This window comes from Myxococcus sp. MxC21-1 (assembly GCF_032612255.1).
GTDB lineage: Bacteria > Myxococcota > Myxococcia > Myxococcales > Myxococcaceae > Myxococcus > Myxococcus virescens.
The window spans coordinates 4,177,635-4,203,215 of sequence record NZ_CP123278.1; the positions used below are offsets into that span (position 1 = coordinate 4,177,635).

The 25,581-nt window shown below is 67.3% G+C and carries 1 pseudogene (cut by a window edge); it reads left to right on the forward strand.

Annotated features, from left to right (window positions below):
* Positions 1 to 25,581: pseudogene (locus QEG98_RS19130) on the forward strand (non-ribosomal peptide synthetase) (its annotated part continues 5,936 nt past the right edge of the window); the annotation flags it as partial.

The following is a 25,581-nucleotide window of genomic DNA, read 5'->3' on the forward strand; positions in this document are numbered from 1 at the left end:
ATGGGGAACGAGACGGACAAGAAGCCCACGCTCACGCGCGAAGAGAAGCTCGCGCTGCTCGCGAAGCGGTTGGAGAAGAAGCCCCGGCCCGCGTTGCCGCTGACGTTCTCCCAGCAGCGGGTGTGGTTCCTGGTGCAGCGCTCACCCGGGCTGCCTGCCTACCACCTGCCGCTGGTCCTGGAGTTGTCCGGCCGCCTGGATGAGGCCGTGCTGGAGCGGAGCTTCCAGGAAGTGGCGCGGCGCCACGAGTCGCTGCGCACGCACTTCGGCGAGGTGTCCGGCACACCGGTGCAGTTCGTCGATCCCCAGGCACGCATGCCGTTCACGGTGGAAGGACTGGAAGACGTCCCCGAGGTGGCGCGCGAAGCCGCCGTGCGGCAGCGCATCCAGCTTGAGCTGGAAACACCGTTCGACCTGTCCCGCGGTCCACTGGCTCGCGGGGTATTGCTGCGCGTGGCGCCGGAGCGCCATGTGCTCCTGGTGGTGGTGCACCACCTCATCTCCGACCATGGGTCCATGGGCGTGCTCACCCAAGAGATGGTGGCGCTCTATGACGCCTTCGCCCAGGGCCTGCCGTCGCCGCTGCCTGTGTTGCCGCTCCAATATGGGGACTACGCGTCCTGGCAGCGGGGCAAGCTTCGCGGTGACGCGCTCGACGCGCACCTGGAACTCTGGCGTAAGCGGTTGGAGGGCGCGCCGCATGAGCTGGAGCTGCCCACGGATCGCCCGCGGCGCTCCGCCACCGGACGGGCTGCTCGGCGCAGGGCCTTGTTGCCCGTGTCATGCGTGGAACGCCTCGAGTCGCTGGCGCAGGCCGAAGGCGCCACGTTGTTCATGGCCGTGCTGGCGGGGCTCCAGGTCCTGCTTTCTCGTTACACCGGGCAGAAGGACCTGCTCGTTGGCGCCTCGCACACGAACCGGGGCAGGCAGGAGACGAAAGGGCTGGTGGGCCTCTTCGCCGAGCCGCTGGTCCTGCGAGCGGACCTCTCCGGCCGGCCGGGCTACCGTGAGCTCCTGCGCCGCGCGAAGGCGGACATGGAGGAGGCCTTCGCGAACGCGCATGTTCCTTTCGAACCGCTGCTGAGTGCACTGGGCGTGGAGCAGGACCCGATGTACGCACCGATGTTCCAGGTGCTCTTGGGGGAAATTGACGCGCCGCCACCGCTTCGCGAGGTGCAAGGGCTCGACGTGCGCGTGCTCGACGCGGATGTATCGAGCACCGACGTGGACCTGACCCTGATGATGTCCCGAGGCCCTGAGGGCCTTGCGCTGACGGCCCTGTACAACGCGGAGTTGTACGACGCGGCCACCATCGAGGGACTGCTGGGCCATCTGGAGACGCTGCTCGACGCGGCGGTGACGTCACCCGACCGGCCCGTGGAGGCGCTGGTGATGCTCCCGGTCGAGGAGCGGCACCGCTTGCTGGAGACGTGGAACGGCGCGAACGAGCCCCTGCCTCCGGACGCCTGCGCCCATGCATTGTTCGAAGCGCAGGTCGCGCGGACACCGGACGCCACTGCCGTGGTGTCCGGCGGCGAGTCCGTGACGTATCGCGAGCTGAACGCGCGGGCGAACCACGTGGCGGCACACTTGCGAGCGCTCGGCGTGGGCTTGGAGTCCCGGGTGGCAGTGTGCGTGGAACGCTCGGTCGAGTTGCTGGCGGCGTTGCTGGGGGTGCTCAAGGCGGGGGCGCCTACGTGCCGCTGGACCCGGAGTACCCAGCGGAGCGGTTGGGCTACATGCTGGAGGACAGCGGTGCTCGCGTGGTCGTGGCACGGCGGCAGTACCGCGAGAAGCTGGGCGAGGCACCAGGGCGGGTCTGGTTGGACGTAGCGCCGCTCACGCCGGACGCAGCGGGGATGGCGTCCGCGCCGACCGCCGTCGTTCCACCAGAAGCCGCGGCGTACGTGCTCTACACGTCGGGCTCCACGGGCCGGCCGAAGGGCGTGGTGGTGCAACACCGCTCACTGGTGAGCTTCATTCGCGCGGAGTGGCAGGTTTGCCCGGTGGAGCCGGGCGACCGGGTGCTCCAGTTCGCGTCCATCAGCTGGGATACCAGCGCGGAGGAGATCTATCCGTGCCTCACGTGCGGCGGCACGCTGGTGCTGCGCACGCCCGAGATGCTGGACGTCCCGGAGGTCTTCCTGGCCCGGTGTGAAGCGGCCGGCATCACCCAGCTCAACCTGCCCACGGCCTTCTGGCATGAAGTGACGGCGCGCCTGGATGAAGGCAAGGCGCGCCTGCCCTCGGGGCTGAAGTGGGTGGTTATCGGTGGTGAGCGCGCCGTCCCCGCGCGGGTGTCGCAGTGGCGGCAACGCGTGGGCCGCGCGGTGCCTCTGCTGAACACGTACGGCCTCACCGAAGTGACAGCGGTGGCCACGGCCGTGGACCTGACCACCGACACCGAGGACTCCGGGCGCGAGGTGGCCATTGGCCGGCCGCTGTCGAATGTCCGCATCTACGTCCTCGACGGGGAGCTGGAGCCAGTCCCCGCGGGCGTGGTGGGCGAGCTGTACGTCGGTGGTGAAGGTGTGGCACGCGGGTATCTCGGCCGGCCGGAGCTGACCGCGGAGCGGTTTGTCCCCGCGCCCAAGGGGGACGGGGCGCGCCTGTACCGCACCGGCGACAAGGCGCGATGGCGGCGGGATGGCGTACTGGAGTACCTGGGCCGAGGTGACTCGCAGGTGAAGGTGCGCGGTCATCGCATCGAGCCCGGTGAGGTGGAGTCGGCGCTACTCGGGCAACCGGGCGTGCGCGAGGCGCTGGTCGTGGTGCGCGAGGACGCACCGGGCGACAAGCGACTGGTGGCCTACGTGGTGCCCCGCGATGGGCGTGTGCTGGAGGGCGGTGAGGTGCGTGCGGGTCTGGAGTCGCGCCTGCCGCGATTCATGGTGCCGCAGGCGGTGGTGGTGCTGGAGCGGCTTCCGCTGCTTCCGAACGGGAAGGTGGACCGCAAGGCGCTGCCAGCGCCGGAGGCGGTACGGGACGCTCGAAAAGAGGCGCACGTCGCGCCTCGCACGCCCGTGGTGCAGATGCTCGCGGGCTTCTGGGCGGAGGTGCTGCGCCTGGAGACGGTGGGGCTGCACGACAACTTCTTCGAGGTGGGCGGACACTCGCTGCTGGCAATGCAACTGGTCGCGCGGGTCCGTGAAGCCTTCCGAGTGGACCTGCCGCTGCGCGACGTCTTCGAGTCGGCCACGGTGGCGGCGCTCGCGGAACGGATTTCCAGGGCGGTGGCGACCGCGGGCATTCCGGCGCCTCCGCTGAAGCGGATGGAGCGCGGCGGAACGCCTCCATTGTCATTCGCGCAGCAGCGGCTGTGGTTCCTGGCGCAGCTCGACCCGGCGAATACGTCCTACAACCTCTGGGCGCCTGTGCGCGTGACGGGGGCGTTGGACGTCGGTGCGCTGGCACGGAGCTTCGAGGCGTTGATCCGCCGGCATGAGGCGCTGCGCACCACGTTCCGCGTCGAAGGTGGCTCGCCGGTGCAGGTCATCTCCGCGGAGATGCAGGTCCCGCTGGAGGTGGTGGACCTGTCCGTGTTGCCAGAGAGCGAACGCGAGGCCTCGGCGAAGGCACGGACCGAGGCGGAAGTGGGCCGGCCGTTCCAACTGGAGCAGGGGCCCTTGCTGCGTACGGTGCTGCTCAAGTTGTCCGAACAGGAGCACGTGCTGGTGCTGGTGATGCACCACATCGTGTCGGACTACTGGTCCATGGGCATCCTCGTGCGGGAGGTGGCCGCGCTCTACGAGGCATTGTCCCAGGGGCGGCCGGCACAGCTGCCCGAGCTGCCCGTGCAGTACGCGGACTTCGCGATTTGGCAGCGCGATTGGTTCAAGGGGCAGGTGCTGGAGTCGCAGCTCGCGTACTGGCGGACGCAACTTGCTGGGACGCCGCGAGCGTTGGAGCTCCCCACGGACAAACCGCGCCCCGCGACGCAGACGTTCCAGGGCGCGAACCTTCAGGTCCTGTGGCCGAAGGCGCTGTGGCGTGAGGTGGAGTCGCTCGGCCGACGCGAAGGCGCGACGCCCTTCATGGTGTTGCTGGCCGCGTTCCAGACAGTGCTGTCGCGCTACTCGGGCCAGGACGACGTGAGCGTGGGGGCTCCCATCGCAGGGCGTTCGCACTCGGAGACGGAGGGGCTGATTGGGTTCTTCGTCAACACGCTGGTCCTGCGGTCGAAGCTGTCGCCCGCGCTGAGCTTCCGCGCGCTGCTGAGGCAGGTCCGTGAGGTGACCCTGGGCGCCTATGCGCACCAGGACGTGTCATTCGAGAAGCTGGTGGAGGAACTCCAGCCCGAGCGTGACCTGAGCCGCAGCCCGTTGTTCCAGGTGACGCTGACACTTCAGAACACCCCTGCCGCCGAAGTCCAGCTGAGGGGCATTACCCTCAAGGGACTGGCGGCGGAGGAGAAGACGTCGAAGTTCGATCTGTCACTGGTTGTGGAGGAGGTGCCGGACGGCGTCGTGGCGATGGTCAACTACAACAGCGACCTGTTCGAGGCCGGGACGATGGACCGGATGCTCGGACATCTGAGGGTGCTGTTGGAGGCCGCTGTCGCTGAGCCGGAGACGCGGCTGGCCGAGCTGCCGTTGATGGGGAGTGACGAGCGGCACCGGCTGGTGGAGGAGTGGCGTGGGACGGCTTCCACGTACCCACGCGATGCCAGCCTGAGTGTCCTCTTCGAGGAACAAGCACAGCGGACGCCGGACGCGGTGGCGGTGGAGTTCGAGGACCGGCGACTGAGGTACGGGGAGTTGAATCGCCGTGCCAACCAGTTGGCGCACCACCTGAAGGGCATGGGCGTTGGGCCCGAGGTGCGGGTGGGGTTGTGCGTAGAGCGCTCGCTGGAGCTGGTGGTGAGCGTGCTGGGCATCCTGAAGGCAGGGGGCGTGTACGTGCCGCTGGATGCCAGCTACCCGCTAGAGCGACTGGCGTGGATGAAGGCGGAGGCCGACGTCGCAGTGCTGGTGGCGCAGGAAAAGCTGGCGGACGAGGTGGCCGCGGGTGGCGAGCTGGTGGTGTGCGTGGACACGGAGTGGGACACGCAAATTGCCCTGCAACCGGAGTTCGCACCGAGCACGCATGTGGGTGGGGGCAACCTGGCGTACGTGATGTTCACGTCAGGGAGCACGGGGAAGCCGAAGGGCGTAGGCGTGCCGCACAGAGCAGTGTCACGACTGGTGCTGGGGACGGACTTCGCGCACTTCGGGCCTGAGGAGGTGTGGCTGCAACTGGCGCCCATCTCCTTCGACGCATCGACGCTGGAGGTATGGGGCGCGCTGCTGCACGGCGCGAAGCTGGTGGTGTACCCGGCGGGGACGCCGTCGCTGGAAGAACTGGGCCGGAAGCTGGAGTCGTCAGGCGTGACGTCGCTGTGGCTGACAGCGGCGCTCTTCGAGCAGATGCAGGCGAGGCAGCCGAAGGCGCTGGCCAGTGTCCGTCAGTTGCTGGCAGGTGGTGACGCCTTGCCGGTGTTGCGCGTGAAGGAGCGGCTGGAAGCGGGCGGTGTGCTCATCAACGGGTACGGCCCGACGGAGAACACGACATTCTCCAGCACGTACCGGATGGAGAGGCCAGAGGAAGTAGGTGCCTCGGTGCCCATTGGCCGCCCGGTGAAGAACACGGTGGCCTACGTGCTGGACGGGGCGATGCGTCCAGTGCCGGTGGGGGTGCCGGGTGAGCTGTACGTGGGCGGAGACGGGCTGGCAGTGGGTTACGTGGGACGCCCAGAGTTGACGGCGGAGCGCTTCGTACCGAATCCGTACGGCGAAGGAGAGCGGCTGTACCGCACGGGGGACGTGGTGCGGTGGCTGGGGAACGGGACGCTGGAGTTCCTGGGCCGAGCGGACACGCAGGTGAAGGTGCGTGGCTATCGAATTGAGCTGGGTGAAGTGGAAGCGGTGCTGGCCCAGCACAGTGGTGTCAACGAAGCCGTGGTGGTGGCGCGGGAGGATGGAGGCGAAGGCAAGCGGTTGGTGGCCTACGTGACGGCGCAAGAGGGCGCGGAACTGGAGTCCAGCGCGCTGCGGAGCCACGTGAAGCAGCGACTGCCCGAGTACATGGTGCCGTCAGCGTACGTGGTGCTGGAGTCGCTGCCGCTGACGCCGAACGGGAAGGTGGACCGCAAGGCGCTGCCCGCCCCGGATGCCCAGGGGCCGAAGGCTGCGCACTTCGAGGCGCCTCGCACAGCGACCGAGCAGAAGCTGGCGTCCATCTTCACTGAGGTACTCAACGTCGAGCGCGTCGGACTGGAGGGGGACTTCTTCGAGTTGGGTGGCCACTCGCTGCTGGCCACGCAGTTGGTGTCGCGCGTCCGCGAGTTCTTCCAGGTGGAACTCCCCCTGAGGGACGTCTTCGAATCTCCGACGGTGGAGAAGCTCGCTCTCCGGCTGGAGGAAGTGCAGGCGGGGACTTCATCCCTTCACGCACCGCCCCTGAAGCGGATCCCTCGGTTGGGGGCACTGCCGCTATCGTTCGCTCAGCAGCGACTGTGGTTCCTCGAACAGCTGGAGCCAGGGAGCTCCGTCTACAACATCCCCTTGGCCATCCAGCTTTCGGGCGCCCTGCGAGTCGATGCACTGGAGCGCGCGCTTCGTGAGTTGGTGCGGCGCCACGAAGTCCTGCGAACGACGTTCCGCTCCGAGGGCGGGACGCCCGTACAGATCGTCTCCCACCAGGCGGTGAATGCACTACCGGTGGTGGACCTGTCGTCGCTCTCGTCCGAGGCGGCCGAGGCGGAGGTCCAGCATTTGCTGCGTGAGGAATCCCTTCGCGGATTCGACCTCGCCTGTGGGCCGTTGTTGCGCACGCGATTGTTGAAGCGCTCCGAGGCGGAGCATGTGCTCCTGGCGAACATGCACCACATCGTCTCGGACGGGTGGTCCATGGGCGTCATCGTCCGGGAACTCGCGGCGCTCTACGGGGCCTTCCGCGAAGGACAGCCGTCGCCGCTGCCTGAACTGGACGTGCAGTACGGTGACTTCTCCGCGTGGCAGCGCGCCTGGCTGGAGAGTGGCGCGCTTCAGCGGCAACTGGATTGGTGGCGCCAGCAGCTCGAAGGAGCCCCTCACGTCCTCTCGATTCCCACGGACAGGCCGCTGCCCGCGGTTCAGACCTTCCGAGGCGCGAATCTCCCAGTGAGCATCCCACCGGCGTTGTCCTCAGGCGTGAAGGCACTGGCGCAGCGGCATGGTGCAACGCCGTTCATGGTGCTGCTGGCGGGCTTCCAGGTGTTGCTATCCCGGTACTCGGGGCAGGACGACCTGGTGGTGGGAACGCCCGTCGCCGGGCGTAACCGCGCGGAGACAGAAGGGCTCATCGGCTTTTTCGTCAACACCCTGGCGTTGCGGGCACGCGCGTCCGCTGAGAAGCCGTTCCTCACGCTGCTTCGCGAGGTGAAGGACGCGGCACTGGGTGCCTACGCGCATCAGGACGTTCCATTCGAGCAGCTCGTGGAAGAGCTCCAGCCGGAACGCACGCTCAGCCACTCGCCGCTGTTCCAGGTGATGTTCTCCCTGCAGAACACGCCGGTGCCGGCGGCGCTCGTGCCCGGGCTCTCGATGAGCGCGATGGACACGGAGATCGGCGCCGCGAAGTTCTTCCTGACGCTGGCGTTGGAGGACCTGCCGGACGGCTTCTCCGGCGTCTTCGAGTACAACGCGGACCTCTTCGAGCCGGCCACCGTCCAGCGAATGGCCGCGCACTGGCTCACGCTGTTGGAGGCGGCCGTGGCCTCCCCGGACCGCCGATTGTCCGAGCTGCCGCTGCTCTCTCCTCGAGAGCGGCACCAGCTCCTGGTGGAGTGGAACGACACGACAGCGGAGTATCCACGCGATACGCCCGTGCACGTGCAGTTGGCGGACCTGGCGACGCGCATTTCGGAAACGGTGGCGCTCGCTTGGGAGGGTGGGCAGCTCACGTTCGCGGAGCTGATGGCGCGGAGCCGCTTGTTGGCGGCGCATTTGCGGCGCTTGGGAGTGGGCCCCGAGGTCCGGGTGGGCCTCTTGGCGCGCCGATCGCCGGAGTTGGTGGTGGGACTGCTCGCCATCCTGGAGGCCGGTGGTGCCTGGGTGCCGCTGGAGCCGGACGCTCCCCGTGAGCGGCTGACGCGCATCCTGGAGGACGCGGCGCCCGCGGTACTCCTCACCCAGCGGGCGGTGCGAGACCTGGCGCCCGCGACCTCGATGCCTGTGGTGTTGCTCGAGGATGACCTTGGTTCAGTCGCCGCTGGGACTTGGGATGCGAGCGCGGTGGCGGACAACGCCGCCTACGTCCTCTTCACCTCGGGGTCCACGGGACGTCCGAAGGGCGTGCTCGTCTCCCACCGCGCATTGGCGCGACACACGGCGTGGTTCATCGCCGCGTTGAAGCTGGGTGTGGGAGACCGGGTGTTGCAGAAGGCCTCTGCTGGCTTCGACGCCTCGGTGCCCGAGCTGCTGGCCACGCTGGTCTCTGGTGCTCGGCTGGTCATCGCACCGCCTGATGCGGAGAGCGACACCGAGGTGCTGCTGGCAGCGTTGGAACGCCAGCAGGTCACGGTGCTCCAGTTGGTTCCGTCGCAGCTTCGCGTCCTGTTGGCGCACGAAGGTGTGGCGCGAGCCGCGGGCCTGAGGGTTCTGCTATCCGGGGGCGAGGCGTTGCCGGTGGAGCTCGTTCATCAGGCTCGGGAGCGGTTGCCGTCCACGCTCATCATCAATGCGTACGGACCGACCGAGACCACGGTCGATGCCACGGCCTGGCTGGGAGGCGACCTGGGCGAAGGCCCCTTCGCGCCCATTGGCCGACCCATCGCGAACACCCAGGCCTACGTCCTGGATACACAGGGCCAGCCGGTCCCCGTGGGCGTCCCGGGTGAGCTCTTCGTCGGTGGAGATGGTCTGGCTCGTGGGTACGTGGGCCGGCCAGACCTGACGGCGGAGCGTTTCGTGCCGGACGCCTTGGGACGTACACCGGGTGCCCGGCTCTACCGCACGGGGGACATGGTGCGGTGGCGCTCGGGGGGCTCGCTGGAGTTCCTGGGCCGTGTGGACACGCAGGTGAAGGTGCGGGGGCACCGCGTCGAACCCGGCGAAGTGGAGGCGGTGCTTGCGGAGCACCCGGCCATCCACGTCGCAGTGGTGGTGTCACGGAAGGACGTTTCGAATGAGACGCGGCTCGTGGCCTACGTGGTGCCAGGCGATACGTCAGGAGCGGTGGATGTCATAGTGCTGCGCGCCTTCCTGGTGGAGCGCCTGCCTCCGGCCATGGTGCCCTCGTGGTTCGTGGTCCTGGAATCGCTGCCGCTGCTCCCCAGCGGAAAGGTGGACCGCAAGGCGCTGCCCGCGCCCGACATGGACGTCAGCGAGCGACAGTACGTCGCACCCCGCACCCCGACGGAAGAGCTGCTGTGCGGCTTCTTCAGCAGGGTGCTGGGCGTGGAGCGCGTGGGCATCCACGACGGATTCTTCGAGCTGGGGGGCCACTCGCTCCTCGCGACACAGCTCGTCTCGCGGGTGCGTTCGGCCTTCCGGGTGGAGCTCGCGCTGCGTGAGTTGTTCGAGGCGCCCACGGTCGCGGAGCTGGCGCGTCGCATCGATCAGGCGAAGCAGTCTGGGGCCGAGATGCCGATGCTTCGGAGCTCGGCGGTGCCTCGCGCACGTGAGCTCCCCTTGTCGTTCGCGCAGCAGCGGCTTTGGTTCCTGGATCAACTCCAGCCAGGAAGTGCGTTCTACAACGTGTCCGCGGTGGTGAAGTTGACCGGCCCGCTGGACCCGAGCGCGCTGGAGTGGAGCTTCGAGGAACTGGTGCGTCGCCATGAGGCCCTGCGGACGACCTTCCGGGCCCAGGGTGGGACCCCGGTGCAGGTCATCTCGGCCGAGCCGACGCTCGCCTTCGCTGTGGTGTCCCTGGAAGCGCTGGATGACACCGAGCGCGATGCCGCTGCGAAGCGCTGGGCTGAAGAGGAGGCCCAGCGGCCCTTCGACCTGAAGAAGGGGCCATTGCTGCGAGCCACGTTGCTACAGCTGCGGGAGCGGGAGCACGTGCTGGTGCTGGTGATGCACCACATCGTGTCGGACGAATGGTCCATGGGCATCCTCGTGCGCGAGGTGGCCGCGCTCTACGAGCCGCTGTCCCAGGGACAGCGCTCCTCGTTGCCGGACCTTCCGATTCAGTACGGCGATTACGCTGTCTGGCAGCACCAATGGCTGGCAGAGGACGTGTTGGAGGCGCAGCTCGGATACTGGCGACAGCAGCTCGCTGGGGCGCCGAGTGCGTTGGCGCTGCCCACGGACAAGCCCCGCCCGGTGATGCAGACGTTCCGCGGGAGCATGCAGGAGGCGCTCTGGCCCTCCGAGCTATGGGCCGCGGTGAAGGCGCTCGGGCAGAGAGAGGGCGCGACACCGTTCATGGTGCTGCTCGCGGCCTTCCAGACGCTGCTGTCGCGCTACTCGGGCCAGGATGACGTGAGCGTGGGCTCGCCTATCGCGGGCCGCACGCGTGAAGAGACGGAGGGGTTGATTGGCTTCTTCGTCAACACGTTGGTGCTGCGGACGAAGGTCTCCCCTGTGTCGAGCTTCCGCGAGCTGCTCGCTCAGGTGCGGGAGGTGACGCTGGGTGCGTATGCGCACCAGGATGTGCCGTTCGAGAAGCTGGTGGAGGAACTCCAGCCCGAGCGTGACCTGAGCCGCGGCCCGTTGTTCCAGGTGACGCTGACGCTGCAGAACACGCCTTTCTCCGAGGTCCAACTGCGGGAGCTGACGCTGACGGGCGTCGACGCCGAGGAGCAGACCTCGAAGTTCGATTTGTCGCTGCTCGCGGAAGAGGTACCGCACGGGTTCTCCGTGGCGGTGAACTACAACAGCGACCTGTTTGAAGCCACGACGATGGAACGGTTGCTGGGGCACCTACGAGTGTTTCTGGAAGCCGCTGTGAGCGCTCCAGAGACGCGGCTTCTCGACTTGCCGCTGATGGGGAGTGAGGAGCAGCAGCGGTTGGTGAAGGAGTGGCGCGGGGCGGCTTCGACGTATCCGCGGGATGCCAGCCTGAGTGCTCTCTTCGAGCAGCAGGCGCAGCGGACGCCGGACGCGGTGGTGGTGGAGTACGAGGACCGGCGACTGACGTACGGGGAGTTGAATCGCCGTGCCAACCAGCTGGCGCACCACCTGAGGGCCATGGGCGTGGGGCCCGAGGTGCGGGTGGGCTTGTGCGTGGAGCGCTCGCTGGAGTTGGTGGTGAGCGTGCTGGGCATCCTGAAGGCAGGGGGCGTGTACGTGCCGCTGGATGCCAGCTACCCGCTGGAGCGACTGGCGTGGATGAAGGCGGAGGCCGACGTCGCAGTGCTGGTGGCGCAGGAGCATCTGGCGGACGAGGTGGCCGCGGGGGGCGAACTGGTGGTGTGTGTGGACACGGAGTGGGACACGCAAATTGCCCATCAGCCGCAAACCACGCCGAGTGCCAACGTGGGCGGTGGAAACCTGGCGTACGTGATGTTCACGTCAGGGAGCACGGGGAGGCCAAAGGGAGTGGGCGTACCGCATCGAGCGGTGTCTCGCTTGGTGCTGGGGACGGACTTCGCGCACTTCGGGCCTGATGAGGTGTGGCTGCAACTGGCGCCCATCTCCTTCGACGCATCGACGCTGGAGGTATGGGGCGCGCTGCTGCACGGCGCGAAGCTGGTGGTGTACCCGGCGGGGACGCCGTCACTAGAGGAACTGGGCGGCAAGCTGGAGTCGTCAGGCGTGACGTCGCTATGGCTGACGGCGGCGCTCTTCGAGCAGATGCAGGCGAGGCAGCCGAAGGCGCTGGCCAGCGTCCGCCAATTGCTGGCGGGTGGCGACGCGCTGCCGGTGTCCCGTGTGAAGGAGCGGCTGGCAGCGGGCGGTGTGCTCATCAACGGGTACGGCCCGACGGAGAACACAACGTTCTCCAGCACGTATCGGATGGAGAGGCCGGAGGAGGTAGGTGCCTCGGTGTCAATTGGCCGCCCAGTGAAGAACACGGTGGTCTACGTGCTGGACGTGGGGATGCGCCCGGTGCCTGTGGGCGTGCCGGGTGAGCTGTACGTGGGCGGAGACGGGTTGGCAGTGGGGTACGTGGGGCGCCCGGAGCTGACGGCGGAGCGCTTCGTACCAAGCCCATTCGGTGAGGGAGAGCGACTGTACCGCACGGGGGACGTGGTGCGGTGGCTGGGGAACGGGACGTTGGAGTTCCTGGGCCGAGCGGACACGCAGGTGAAGGTGCGGGGTTACCGCATCGAGCTGGGTGAAGTGGAAGCCGCGCTGGCCCAGTACGGTGGCGTCAACGAAGTCGTGGTGGTGGCGCGGGAGGATGGGGGCGAAGGCAAGCGGTTGGTGGCCTACGTGACGGCGCAGGAAGGTGCCTCGCTGGACACGGGGGCACTGCGAAGCCACGTGAAACAGCGGCTGCCCGAGTACATGGTGCCGTCAGCGTACGTGGTGCTGGAGTCGTTGCCGCTGACGCCGAACGGAAAGGTGGACCGCAAGGCGCTGCCCGCTCCAGAGGCACAAGGCTCGAAGGCAGCGCACTTCGAGGCGCCTCGCACGGTGACTGAGGAGAAGCTGGCGTCCATCTTCGCCGACGTGCTGAACGTCAAACAAGTCAGCATCGACGAAGACTTCTTCGAGCTGGGTGGCCACTCGCTACTGGCCACGCAGCTGGTCTCGCGAGTCCGAGAAGCCTTCCACGTCGAGCTGCCTCTACGGGACGTCTTTGAGGCGCCCACGGTAGAGAAGCTCGCGCAGCGGATCGAGACGGAACCGAACGGCACGCAGGTGCTTCATGTGCCGCCGCCGACGCGAATTGAGCGAACCGGGTCGCTGCCCCTGTCGTTCGCGCAGCAGCGACTGTGGTTCCTCGACCAGTTGGAGCCGGGCAGCTCGTCCTACAACATCCCTATCGCAGTGAAGCTGACGGGGACGGTGCAGGTGGACGCGCTGGAGCAAGCCTTCAAGGCGCTGGTGCTTCGGCATGAGTCGCTGCGCACGACCTTCCAGAGCCGCGGTGGTGAGCCGGCTCAGGTCATCGCCGAGGAATCAGAGATCCATCTGCGAGTGGTGGACCTGCGCGACCTGTCCGAGGGGGAACGGGCCTCGGAAGTCCAACGCCTGATTGCCCAAGAGGCAGCGCATCCGTTCAACCTGACGCGTGGCGCGCTGCTGCGAACGGTATTGCTGAAGCTGTCCGAGCAGGAGCACGTGCTGGTGCTGGTGATGCACCACATCGTGTCGGACGGCTGGTCCATGGGCGTGCTCGTCCGCGAGGTCGCCGCGTTGTATGCGGCGTGCTCGCAGGGCCTGTCGTCACCGCTGCCGGAGCTGCCGCTCCAGTATGCGGACTACGCGGTATGGCAGCGCGAGTGGCTCCAGGGAGAGGTCCTGGAGTCACAGCTCGCCTGGTGGAAGGAGCAGCTCCAGGGGGCCTCGCAGGCACTGGAACTGCCCACGGACAAGCCGCGCCCCGCGGTGCAGACCTTCCGCGGCGCCAGCCGGGATGTGCAGTGGCCGCGTGACCTGTGGGAGTCGGTCAAGATGCTCGCGCATCGTGAAGGCGCCACGCTGTTCATGGTGCTGCTCGCGGCGTTCCAGACGCTGCTGTCGCGCTACTCGGGCCAGGATGACCTCTGCGTGGGCTCGCCCATCGCCAACCGCACCCGGGCCGAGACGGAGGGGCTGATTGGCTTCTTCGTCAATACGCTCGTCCTTCGTGCTCGACTCGCTGGGAACCCCACGTTCCGGGAGCTGTTGGCTCAGGTTCGCGAACGGACGCTCGGCGCGTATGCGCATCAGGACATCCCTTTCGAGCGACTGGTGGAGGAACTCAAGCCGGATCGCGACTTGAGCCGCAGTCCGCTCTTCCAGGTGATGTTCATCCTGCAGAACACGCCGACCGTGGAGCTACACCTGCCGGGCCTGACGCTGGCGGGGATGGATGGTGACTCGCGCTCGTCGAAGTTCGACCTCACCCTGGAGCTGACCGAGACGCCGCAGGGGTTGTCGGTCAGCGCCGTCTACAACAGCGACCTCTTCGAGCCCGTGACGATGGACCGGCTGACGGGCCATCTGCGCGTGTTGCTGGAGGCCGCGGTCCAGACGCCGGATGCTCGGTTGGGCGAGCTGCCGTTACTGGGCGCAGTGGAGCAGCGCCGGTTGCTCGTGGAGTGGAACGACACCCGCAGCGAATTTGTCCCCAACACCATCCAGGCCCTCTTCGAGGCTCAGGCCGCGAAGACGCCTGAAGCGCTCGCGGTCGTCGCCGAAGACTCGCGGCTGACCTACGAGGCGCTGAACCGGCGGGCCAATCAACTGGCGCACCACCTGCGTTCGCTGGGCGTCGGTCCGGATGTTCCGGTGGGCTTGTACCTGGACCGCTCCGCCAGTGCGGTGGTGGGCCTGTGGGGCATTCTCAAGGCGGGTGGTGCCTATGTGCCGCTGGACGTCACATTCCCCGTCGAGCGCATCCGAAGTGTGCTCGCGGACGCGGGTGCCCAGGTGCTGGTCACGCAGGCGGCCCTGGCGGAGGTCCTGCGCTGGGACGCGGGCAGGGTGGTCCGTCTGGATGCGGACGCGTCTTCTCTATTGGAACGGAGCGAGCGCAACCCGGAGCCCTCGGCGGCGCCGGAGAACCTTGCCTACGTCATCTTCACCTCTGGCTCCACGGGGCGGCCGAAGGGCGTGGCCATCGAGCACCGGCAACTGGTTCATTACGTAGAAGGCGTCTCGCGCCGGCTGGACCTTCCGGAAGGCGCTTCGTTTGCTTCCGTGTCCACACTGGCGGCGGACCTGGGCCACACCGCTGTCTTCCCCACGCTCTGCCAAGGCGGCGCGTTGCAGCTCGTGTCTCGTGAATGCGCGTCGGACCCGTCCGCCCTGGCCGCGCTCTTCGAGCGCGAGGCCGTGGACTGCCTGAAGATCGTCCCCGCTCACTTGCAGGCGCTCCTGGCCTCCGGGAAGCCCGAGCGGGTGTTGCCGCGTCAGCGTCTGGTGTTGGGCGGTGATGTCTCGGACTGGGCGCTGGTGGACCGGGTGCACGAACTGTCGCCGGACCTGGTGGTGTTCAACCACTACGGACCCTCCGAGACGACCGTGGGTGTGCTCACGCTCCAGGTGGAGCGTGGGCCTCAGGGGCGTGCGTCGGCGTCGGTGCCGCTTGGGCGGCCCATTCCCAACGCGCGCGTCTACGTGCTGGATGCGTACCTGCGCCCGGTGCCCGTGGGCATTCCGGGCGAGCTGTGCATTGGTGGAAGGACCGTGGGCCGCGGCTACCTGGGCCGGGTGGACCTGACGGCCGAGCGCTTCGTGCCGGACGCGTACGCGGACGAGCCGGGTGCGCGGATGTACCGGACGGGAGACCGGGCACGGCTGCTCGAGGATGGCCGGGTGGAGTTCCTGGGCCGCATGGATGACCAGCTCAAGGTCCGCGGCTACCGCGTGGAGCTTGGCGAGGTGGAAGCGGCGCTGGAGCGGCACCCCTCGGTGCGTGAGTCGGTCGTGGTGGCCCACGAGAGCGGGACAGATGGCAAGCGTCTGGTGGGCTACGCCGTGCCGAAGCCGGGCGACACACTGGAGGCCGACGCACTTCGTGACTTCGTGGGCCAGACGCTGCCTGACTACATGGTTCCGCAGGCCCTGGTCGTGCTGGAGGCGCTGCCGCTGACGCCCAACGGCAAGGTGGACCGCAAGGCGCTGCCGGCGCCGGACTTCCAGTCCGTGGATGCCGAGGCTTTCGCCGCGCCACGCACGGCTACTGAAGAACGGGTGGCGGGGCTGTTCTCCGAGGTGCTGGGGCTCGACCGTGTGGGGATCCACAGTGGCTTCTTCGAGCTGGGAGGGCACTCGTTGCTGGCGACACAGGCCATCTCCCGCATCCGTGGAGCCTTCGGTATCGAGCTGCCCCTGAGAGACCTCTTCGAGGCACCCACGGTGGCCGCGCTCGCCGAACGGGTGGACCGTTGGGTCCGCGCCGGAGCGGGCTTCGCTGCGCCTCCGTTGAAGCCTCGGGCGGGACTGACGAGCGTCCTGCCGCTGTCGTTCGCGCAGCAGCGCTTGTGGTTCCTGGAGCAGCTCGCGCCGGGGAGTGCCTTCTACAACGTGCCGGCGGTGGTGAAGGTGTCGGGGCCGCTCGACGTGGCCGCACTGGAACGCAGCTTCGACGCGCTGGTTCGTCGCCATGAGTCCTTGCGGACGACCTTCCGCGCCGACGGTGGGACGCCCGTGCAGGTCATCGCGCCTGTAGGACAGGTGGTGTTCACGGTCGAGGACCTGAGCGGGCTCCTCGAACCGGAGCATGAGGCACAGCGCCGAGCGGACGTCGAGGCGCTTCGACCGTTCGACCTGGCCAAGGGACCCTTGCTGCGGACCCTGCTGCTTCGGCTCGGAGAGCGGGAGCACGTGTTGGTGCTGATGATGCACCACATCGTGTCCGACGGCTGGTCCATGGGTGTCCTCGTGCGAGAGGTCGCGGCGCTGTACGAGGCGTTCTCCCAGGGCCGTCCATCTCCCCTGCCGGAACTGGCAGTGCAGTATCCGGACTACGCGGTGTGGCAGCGGGAGTGGCTGAAGGGCGAGGTGCTGGAGGCACAGCTCGGGTACTGGAAGCAACGTCTGGAAGGGGCGCCCGCGGCACTGGAGCTGCCGACCGACAAGGCGAGGCCCACCGTTCAGACGTATGGCGGAGCTTTGCGGCACGAGGTGTGGCCGAAGGCGCTCTGGCGCGACATAGAGGCGCTCGGGCGCCGTGAAGGTGTGACGCCGTTCATGGTGTTGCTGGCTGCGTACCAGGCAGTGCTGTCCAGGTACGCAGGGCAGGAAGACGTGTGCGTGGGGGCTCCCATCGCGGGGCGCGCGCAAGGTGAGACGGAGGGGCTGATCGGCTTCTTCGCGAACATGCTGGTGCTGCGGACGAAGGTGTCTCCGGAATCGAGCTTCCGTGAGCTGCTCGCTCAGGTGCGGGAGGTGACGCTCGGTGCGTATGCGCACCAGGACGTGCCGTTCGAGAAGCTGGTGGAGGAGCTTCAGCCCGAGCGTGACCTGAGCCGCAGTCCGCTGTTCCAGGTGACGCTGACGCTGCAGAACACGCCCGTGACGGAGGTGAAGCTCGGGGACGGCCTCACGCTGTCTGGCGTGGACTCGGAGGGGCGGACGTCGAAGTTCGACCTCTCCCTGGTGGTGGAGGAAGTGCCGGGCGGCGTGGTGGTGGCGGCGAACTACAACACCGAGCTGTTCGAAGCAGAGACGGTGCGCCGGCTGCTCCACCATCTGCGAACCCTGCTGGAGGCGGCCATCGCAGGGCCGGCAACGCGGCTGGCCGAGCTGCCGCTGATGGGCAGTGAGGAGCTGCATCGACTGGTGAAGGAATGGAGCGGGACGGCGTCGGAGTACCCGCGCGAAGCCAGCCTGAGTGCCCTCTTCGAGGCGCAGGTTCAGCGGACGCCGGACGCAGTGGCGGTGGAGTACGAAGGCCAGCGGCTGACGTACGCGGAGTTGAACCGCCGTGCGAACCAGCTGGCGCACCACCTGAAGGGGATGGGCGTTGGGCCCGAGGTACGGGTGGGGCTGTGCGTAGAGCGCTCGCTGGAGCTGGTGGTGAGCGTGCTGGGCATCCTGAAGGCGGGGGGCGTGTACGTGCCTTTGGATGCCAGCTACCCGCTAGAGCGACTGGCGTGGATGATGCAAGAGGCGGGCGTCGCGGTGCTGGTGGCGCAGGAGAAGCTGGCGGACGAGGTGGCTGCGGGTGGCGATCTGGTGGTGTGCGTGGATACGGAGTGGGACACGCAGATCTCCATGCAGCCGGCGACCACGCCGAGTACCAACGTGGGCGGTGGGAACCTGGCGTACGTGATGTTCACGTCAGGGAGCACGGGGAAGCCGAAGGGCGTGGGCGTACCGCATCGAGCGGTGTCTCGCTTGGTGCTGGGGACGGACTTCGCGCACTTCGGGCCCGAAGAGGTGTGGTTGCAACTGGCGCCTATCTCCTTCGATGCATCGACGCTGGAGGTATGGGGCGCACTGCTGCACGGCGCGAAGCTGGTGTTGTACCCGGCTGGGACGCCGTCACTAGAGGAACTGGGCGGCAAGCTGGAGTCGTCAGGCGTGACGTCGCTGTGGCTGACAGCGGCGCTCTTCGAGCAGATGCAGGCGAGGCAGCCGAAGGCCCTGGCCCGCGTCCGCCAGTTGCTGGCGGGCGGCGACGCGCTGCCGGTGTTGCGCGTGAAGGAGCGGCTGGAAGCGGGCGGTGTGCTCATCAACGGGTACGGCCCGACGGAGAACACGACATTCTCCAGCACGTACCGAATGGAGAGGCCAGAGGAAGTAGGTGCCTCGGTGTCCATCGGCCGGCCGGTGAAGAACACGGTGGCCTACGTGCTGGACGCGGGGATGCGTCCAGTGCCTGTGGGCGTGCCGGGTGAGCTGTACGTGGGCGGAGACGGGTTGGCAGTGGGGTACGTGGGACGCCCGGAGCTGACGGCGGAGCGCTTCGTACCGAGCCCGTACGGCGAAGGAGAGCGGCTGTACCGCACGGGGGATGTGGTGCGGTGGCTGGGGAACGGGACATTGGAGTTCCTGGGCCGAGCGGACACGCAGGTGAAGGTGCGTGGCTACCGAATTGAGCTGGGCGAAGTGGAAGCGGCGCTGGCCCAGCACAGTGGCGTCAACGAAGTCGTGGTGGTGGCGCGGGAGGATGGAGGCGAAGGCAAGCGGTTGGTGGCCTACGCGACGGCGCAGGAAGGTGCCTCGCTGGACACGGGGGCACTGCGAAGCCACGTGAAGCAGCGACTGCCCGAGTACATGGTGCCGTCGGTGTATGTGGTGCTGGAGTCGTTGCCGCTGACGCCGAACGGAAAGGTGGACCGCAAGGCGCTGCCCGCCCCGGATGCCCAGGGGCCGAAGACGGCACAGTTCGAGGCGCCTCGCACGGCGACTGAGGAGAAGCTGGCGTCCATCTTCGCCGAGGTGCTGAACGTCGAGCGCGTCAGCATCGACGAAGACTTCTTCGAGTTGGGCGGACACTCGCTGCTGGCAACGCAGTTGGTGTCGCGAGTGAGGGAAGAACTCCAGGTAGAGCTCCCGCTGCGAGACATCTTCGAAACCTCCACAGTGGGGAGGCTGGCCGAACGGATTGACTCATCCCGCGGGACGACAGCGGCGGCGGTTCGAGCACCACCCCTGACGCGCGTTTCTCGGAGCGATGCGCTACCGCTGTCATTCGCGCAGCAGCGGCTGTGGTTCCTCGACCAGTTGGAGCCAGGCAGTCCGTTCTACAACGTCCCCTCCGTGGTGAAGTTGACTGGGCGTCTGCAAACGACCGCGTTGGAGGCCAGCTTCAGTGAACTCGTGCGGCGGCACGAGTCATTGCGCACGACGTTCCGTGTCAGTGGCGGTGAACCTGTGCAGGTCATCGCAACGGATCTGCTTCAGCCTTTCCAGCAGCTCGACTTCAGCGAACCGGAAGCGGAGCGCGAATCCAGGGTGCGGCGCTGGATCGAAGAGGAGATTCAGCGCCCGTTCAACCTGGAGACGGGCCCGCTGCTGAGGGCGACGCTGCTGAAGGAGGGGGAAGAAGCGCACGTGCTGGTGCTGGTGATGCACCACATCGTGTCGGACGGCTGGTCGATGGGCGTGCTGGTGAGGGAGTTGGTGGCTCTGTACGAGGCGTACTCGCAGGGGCGCGAGTCACCGCTGGCGGAGCTGGAGGTGCAGTACGCGGACTACGCGGTGTGGCAGCGAGGGTGGCTGAAGGGTGAGGTGCTGGAAGAGCAGCTGGGGTACTGGAGGAAGCAGCTAGCGGGTGCGCCAGCGGCGCTGGAGTTGCCGACGGACAAGGTGAGGCCGGCGGTCCAGACGTACCGAGGGGATACGAGAGGGCTGGAGTGGCCGAAGGAGCTGTGGGAGGGCGTGAAGGGGCTGGCGCAGCGGGAGAACGCGACGCCCTTCATGGTGCTGCTGGCGGCCTTTCAGGTGGTGCTGTCGAGGTACGCGAGGCAGGAAGACGTGTGCGTCGGGACGGCGATAGCGAACCGGACGAGGGCCGAGACGGAGGGGCTGATTGGCTTCTTCGTCAATACGCTGGTGCTGCGGACGAAGGTGTCTGCGTCATCGAGTTTCCGTGAGCTGCTGGCGCAGGTGCGTGAAGTGACGTTGGGCGCGTACGCGCACCAGGAAGTACCCTTCGAGCGGTTGGTGGAGGAGCTGCAGCCGGAGCGGGACTTGAGCCGCAGCCCGCTGTTCCAGGTGATGTTGGTGCTGCAGAACGCACCGGGAGGAGCGGTGAGCCTGCCGGGGCTGAAGCTGGAGGCGGCCGAGTCGTCCGGGAAGACGTCGAAGTTCGACGTGACGCTGGGCTTGGGAGAGTCGAGCGCGGGAGGGGTGTCGGGCGCGATCGAGTTCAACAGCGATCTGTTTGAAGCCGAGACGATGGAGCGGCTCTTGGGGCACTTGCGGGTGCTCCTGGAGACTGCTGTGAGCGCCCCAGAGCTGCCGCTGGCTGAGCTGCCGCTGATGGGCCGTGAGGAGCAGTATCGGCTGGTGAAGGAGTGGCGCGGGACGGCTTCCACGTACCCACGCGATGCCAGCCTGAGTGTCCTCTTCGAGGAACAAGCACAGCGGACGCCGGACGCGGTGGCGGTCGAGTATGAAGACCGTCGGTTGACGTACGCGGAGCTGAACCGGCGATCCAACCAGTTGGCACACCACCTGAGGAGCATGGGGGTGGGGCCTGAGGTGCGGGTGGGCTTGTGCGTGGAGCGCTCGCTGGAGTTGGTGGTGAGCGTGCTGGGCATCCTGAAGGCGGGAGGTGTGTACGTTCCGCTGGATGCCAGCTACCCGCTGGAGCGGCTGACTTGGATGAAGCAGGAGGCGAGTGTCACGCTGCTGGTGGGGCAGCAGAAGTTGCTCGAGTCCATGATGCTCTCCGACACCGAGTCCAGTGTGTGCGTGGATACGGAGTGGGGCGCTCAGATTGCTCATCAGCCAGAAAGCAACCTGCGTTCCAGTGTGGCCGGTGGGCATCTGGCGTACGTGATGTTCACGTCAGGAAGCACGGGGAAGCCAAAGGGCGTAGGCGTGCCGCACAGAGCCGTGTCACGCCTGGTGCTGGGGACGGACTTCGCGCACTTCGGGCCTGAGGAGGTGTGGCTGCAACTAGCGCCCATCTCCTTCGACGCATCGACGCTGGAGGTATGGGGCGCGCTGCTGCACGGCGCGAAGCTGGTGGTGTACCCGGCTGGGACGCCGTCGTTGGAGGAACTGGGCGGCAAGCTGGAGTCGTCAGGCGTGACGTCGCTATGGCTGACAGCGGCGCTCTTCGAGCAGATGCAGGCGAGGCAGCCGAAGGCGCTGGCCAGCGTCCGCCAATTGCTGGCGGGTGGCGACGCGCTGCCGGTGTCCCGTGTGAAGGAGCGGCTGGCAGCGGGCGGTGTGCTCATCAACGGGTACGGCCCGACGGAGAACACAACGTTCTCCAGCACGTATCGGATGGAGAGGCCGGAGGAGGTAGGTGCCTCGGTGTCCATTGGCCAGCCGGTGAAGAACACGGTGGCCTACGTGCTGGACGTGGGGATGAGCCCGGTGCCTGTGGGCGTGCCGGGTGAGCTGTACGTGGGCGGAGACGGGTTGGCAGTGGGGTACGTGGGGCGCCCGGAGCTGACGGCGGAGCGCTTCGTACCAAGCCCATTCGGTGAGGGAGATCGGCTGTACCGCACGGGGGACGTGGTGCGGTGGCTGGGGAACGGGACGTTGGAGTTCCTGGGCCGCGCTGACACTCAGGTGAAGGTGCGTGGGTACCGCATCGAGTTGGGCGAAGTGGAAGCGGTACTGGCCCAGCACGGTGGTGTCAACGAAGCCGTGGTGGTGGCACGCGAGGACTGGAACGAAGGCAAGCGACTGGTGGCGTATGTGACAGCGCGCACGGGCACGAGCCTGGAGGCAAGCGCGCTAAGAAGTCACATGAAGCAGCGGCTACCGGAGTACATGGTGCCGTCGGCGTACGTGGTGCTGGAGTCGCTGCCGCTGACGCCCAACGGCAAGGTGGACCGCAAGGCGCTGCCTGCTCCTGTGGCGATGCTTGGCACGCCTGGTTCCGATTATGTGGCGCCGCGCACTCCCACAGAGGAACTGCTCGCTGGGATCTTCTCGCAGGTGCTGGGTGTGGAGCGGGTGGGTTCGAAGGACAATTTCTTCGAGCTGGGGGGCCACTCATTGTTGGCAACACAGATGGTGTCGCGGATTCGGAGCACGTTCCGAATCGAGCTCCCGCTCCGTGAATTGTTCGAGGCTCCCACGCTGTCGCTCCTGTCCGAGCGGGTAGACCAAGCAATTCGTACGGGAGCGTCGATCACCGCTCCGCCCCTGACGCCACGAGCGGATGGGAGCTGGGTGTTGCCTCCGTCGTTCGCGCAGCAGCGGCTATGGCTCCTGGACCAGATGGAGCGAGGGAGCGCCTCCTACAATGTGCCGGCCGTCCTTCGGGTCGAGGGGCTGCTCCATGCCGAGGTGCTCGAGCGGAGCTTCGTGGAGCTCGTGCGGCGCCACGAGTCGCTGCGGACGACGTTCAGCACTCGCGATGGAAAACCCGTTCAAATCATCACAGCCGAGCCGGTGCTGGCCTTCCGAAGCATGGGGCTGGAGTCATCGGCGGAGGCCGCGCGCACGGCGGAAGTCACTCGTCTGGTCGAACAGGAGGCTCACCAGCGGTTCGATCTCGAACGTGGCCCGTTGCTGCGCGTGACGCTCCTGAAGCTGTCCGAGCAGGAGCACGTGCTGATCCTCGTGACACACCACATCGTGTCTGATGGGTGGTCCATGGGCGTCCTCGTGCGGGATGTAACTGCACTCTACGAGGCGTTCTTGCAGGGGCGTCCCTCACCGCTACCGGAACTGGCAGTGCAGTACCCGGACTACGCGCTGTGGCAGCGGGAGTGGCTGAAGGGCGAGGTGCTGGAGTCGCAACTCGCATACTGGAAGCGGCAGCTGAAGGGGGCACCCCAATCGCTGGAGCTGCCGACGGATAAACCGCGGCCCGCGGCGCAGAGCTTCCGAGGAGCACATCTCGACCAGTCCTGGCCCCTGGCCTTGTGGGAGCGGGTGAAGGCCCTGGCACAGCGCGAAGGAGCAACGCCGTTCATGGTGCTGCTGGCGGCCTTCCAGGTGGTGCTGGCCCGCTACGCGAGACAAGACGACGTGTGCGTGGGGTCGCCCATCGCAGGGCGCACGCAAGGTGAGACGGAAGGGCTGATCGGCTTCTTCACGAACATGCTGGTGCTGCGGACGAAGGTGTCTCCGGAATCGAGCTTCCGTGAGCTGCTCGCTCAGGTGCGAGAGGTGACGCTGGGTGCGTATGCGCACCAGGACGTGCCGTTCGAAAAGCTGGTGGAGGAGCTTCAGCCCGAGCGTGACCTGAGTCGCAGTCCGCTGTTCCAGGTGACGCTGACGCTGCAGAACACGCCCGTGACGGAGGTGAGGCTCGGAGATGGCTTGAGGCTCTCCGGTGTGGAGTCGGAGGGGCGGACGTCGAAGTTCGACCTGTCTCTGGTGATGGAGGAGGTGAAGGACGGCGTCATGGCCATGGTCAACTACAACAGCGACCTGTTCGAGGCCGGGACGATGGACCGGATGCTCGGACACTTGAGGGTGCTGTTGGAGGCCGCCGTCGCTGAGCCGGAGACGCGGCTGGCCGAGCTGCCGCTGATGGGCGGTGAGGAGCAGCAACGGTTGGTGAAGGAGTGGCGCGGGACGGCTTCCACGTACCCACGCGATGCCAGCCTGAGTGTCCTCTTCGAGCAGCAGGCGCAGCGGACGCCGGACGCAGTGGCGGTGGAGTACGAGGACCGGCGGTTGACGTACGCGGAGTTGAACCGGCGCTCCAACCAGTTGGCACACCACCTGAGAAGCATGGGTGTGGGGCCCGAGGTGCGGGTGGGGTTGTGCGTGGAGCGCTCACTGGAGTTGGTGGTGAGCGTGCTGGGCATCCTGAAGGCAGGGGGCGTGTACGTGCCTTTGGATGCCAGCTACCCGCTAGAGCGACTGGCGTGGATGAAGCAAGAGGCGGGCGTCGCGGTGCTGGTGGCGCAGGAGAAGCTCGCGGATGAGGTGGCCGCGGGTGGCGAGCTGGTGGTGTGCGTGGACACGGAGTGGGACACGCAAATTGCCCTGCAACCGGAGGTCGCACCGAGCACGCATGTGGGTGGGGGCAACCTGGCGTACGTGATGTTCACGTCAGGGAGCACGGGGAAGCCGAAGGGCGTGGGCGTACCGCATCGAGCGGTGTCTCGCTTGGTGCTGGGGACGGACTTCGCGCACTTCGGGCCCGAAGAGGTGTGGTTGCAACTGGCGCCTATCTCCTTCGATGCATCGACGCTGGAGGTATGGGGCGCACTGCTGCACGGCGCGAAGCTGGTGTTGTACCCAGCTGGGACGCCGTCACTAGAGGAACTGGGCGGCAAGCTGGAGTCGTCAGGCGTGACGTCGCTGTGGCTGACAGCGGCGCTCTTCGAGCAGATGCAGGCGAGGCAGCCGAAGGCCCTGGCCCGCGTCCGCCAGTTGCTGGCGGGCGGCGACGCGCTGCCGGTGTTGCGCGTGAAGGAGCGGTTGGATGCGGGCGGTGTGCTCATCAACGGGTACGGCCCGACGGAGAACACGACGTTCTCCAGCACGTACCGAATGGAGAGGCCGGAGGAAGTAGGTGCCTCGGTGCCCATTGGCCGGCCGGTGAAGAACACGGTGGCCTACGTGCTGGACGTGGGGATGCGCCCGGTGCCGGTGGGGGTGCCGGGTGAGCTGTACGTGGGCGGAGACGGGTTGGCAGTGGGCTACGTGGGACGCCCGGAGCTGACGGCGGAGCGCTTCGTACCAAGCCCATTCGGCGAAGGAGAGCGGCTGTACCGCACGGGGGATGTGGTGCGGTGGCTGGGGAACGGGACGTTGGAGTTCCTGGGCCGAGCGGACACGCAGGTGAAGGTGCGGGGTTACCGCATCGAGCTGGGTGAAGTGGAAGCAGCGCTGGCCCAGTACGGTGGCGTCAACGAAGCCGTGGTGGTGGCGCGGGAGGATGGGGGCGAAGGCAAGCGGTTGGTGGCCTACGTGACGGCACGGGAGGCTGCCTCGCTGGACACGGGTGCACTGCGAAGTCACGTGAAGCAGAGGCTACCGGAGTACATGGTGCCGTCGGCGTATGTGGTGCTGGAGTCGTTGCCGCTGACGCCGAACGGAAAGGTGGACAGCAAGGCGCTGCCTGTTCCAGAGGCACAAGGCTCGAAGGCTGCGCACTTCGAGGCGCCTCGCACGGTGACTGAGGAGAAGCTGGCGTCCATCTTCGCCGAGGTGCTGAACGTCGAGCGAGTCAGCGTCGACGAAGACTTCTTCGAGCTGGGTGGCCACTCGCTGCTGGCCACGCAGCTGGTCTCGCGCGTCCGCGAGTCCTTTCAGGTGGAACTCCCCCTGAGGGACGTCTTCGAATCTCCGACGGTGGAGAAACTGGCCCTCCGGCTAGGACACGCACAGGTGGGGGGCTTGATGCCCCAGGCGCCACCACTGATGCGGGCACCGCGCCAGGGGGCATTGCCGCTATCGTTCGCTCAGCAGCGACTGT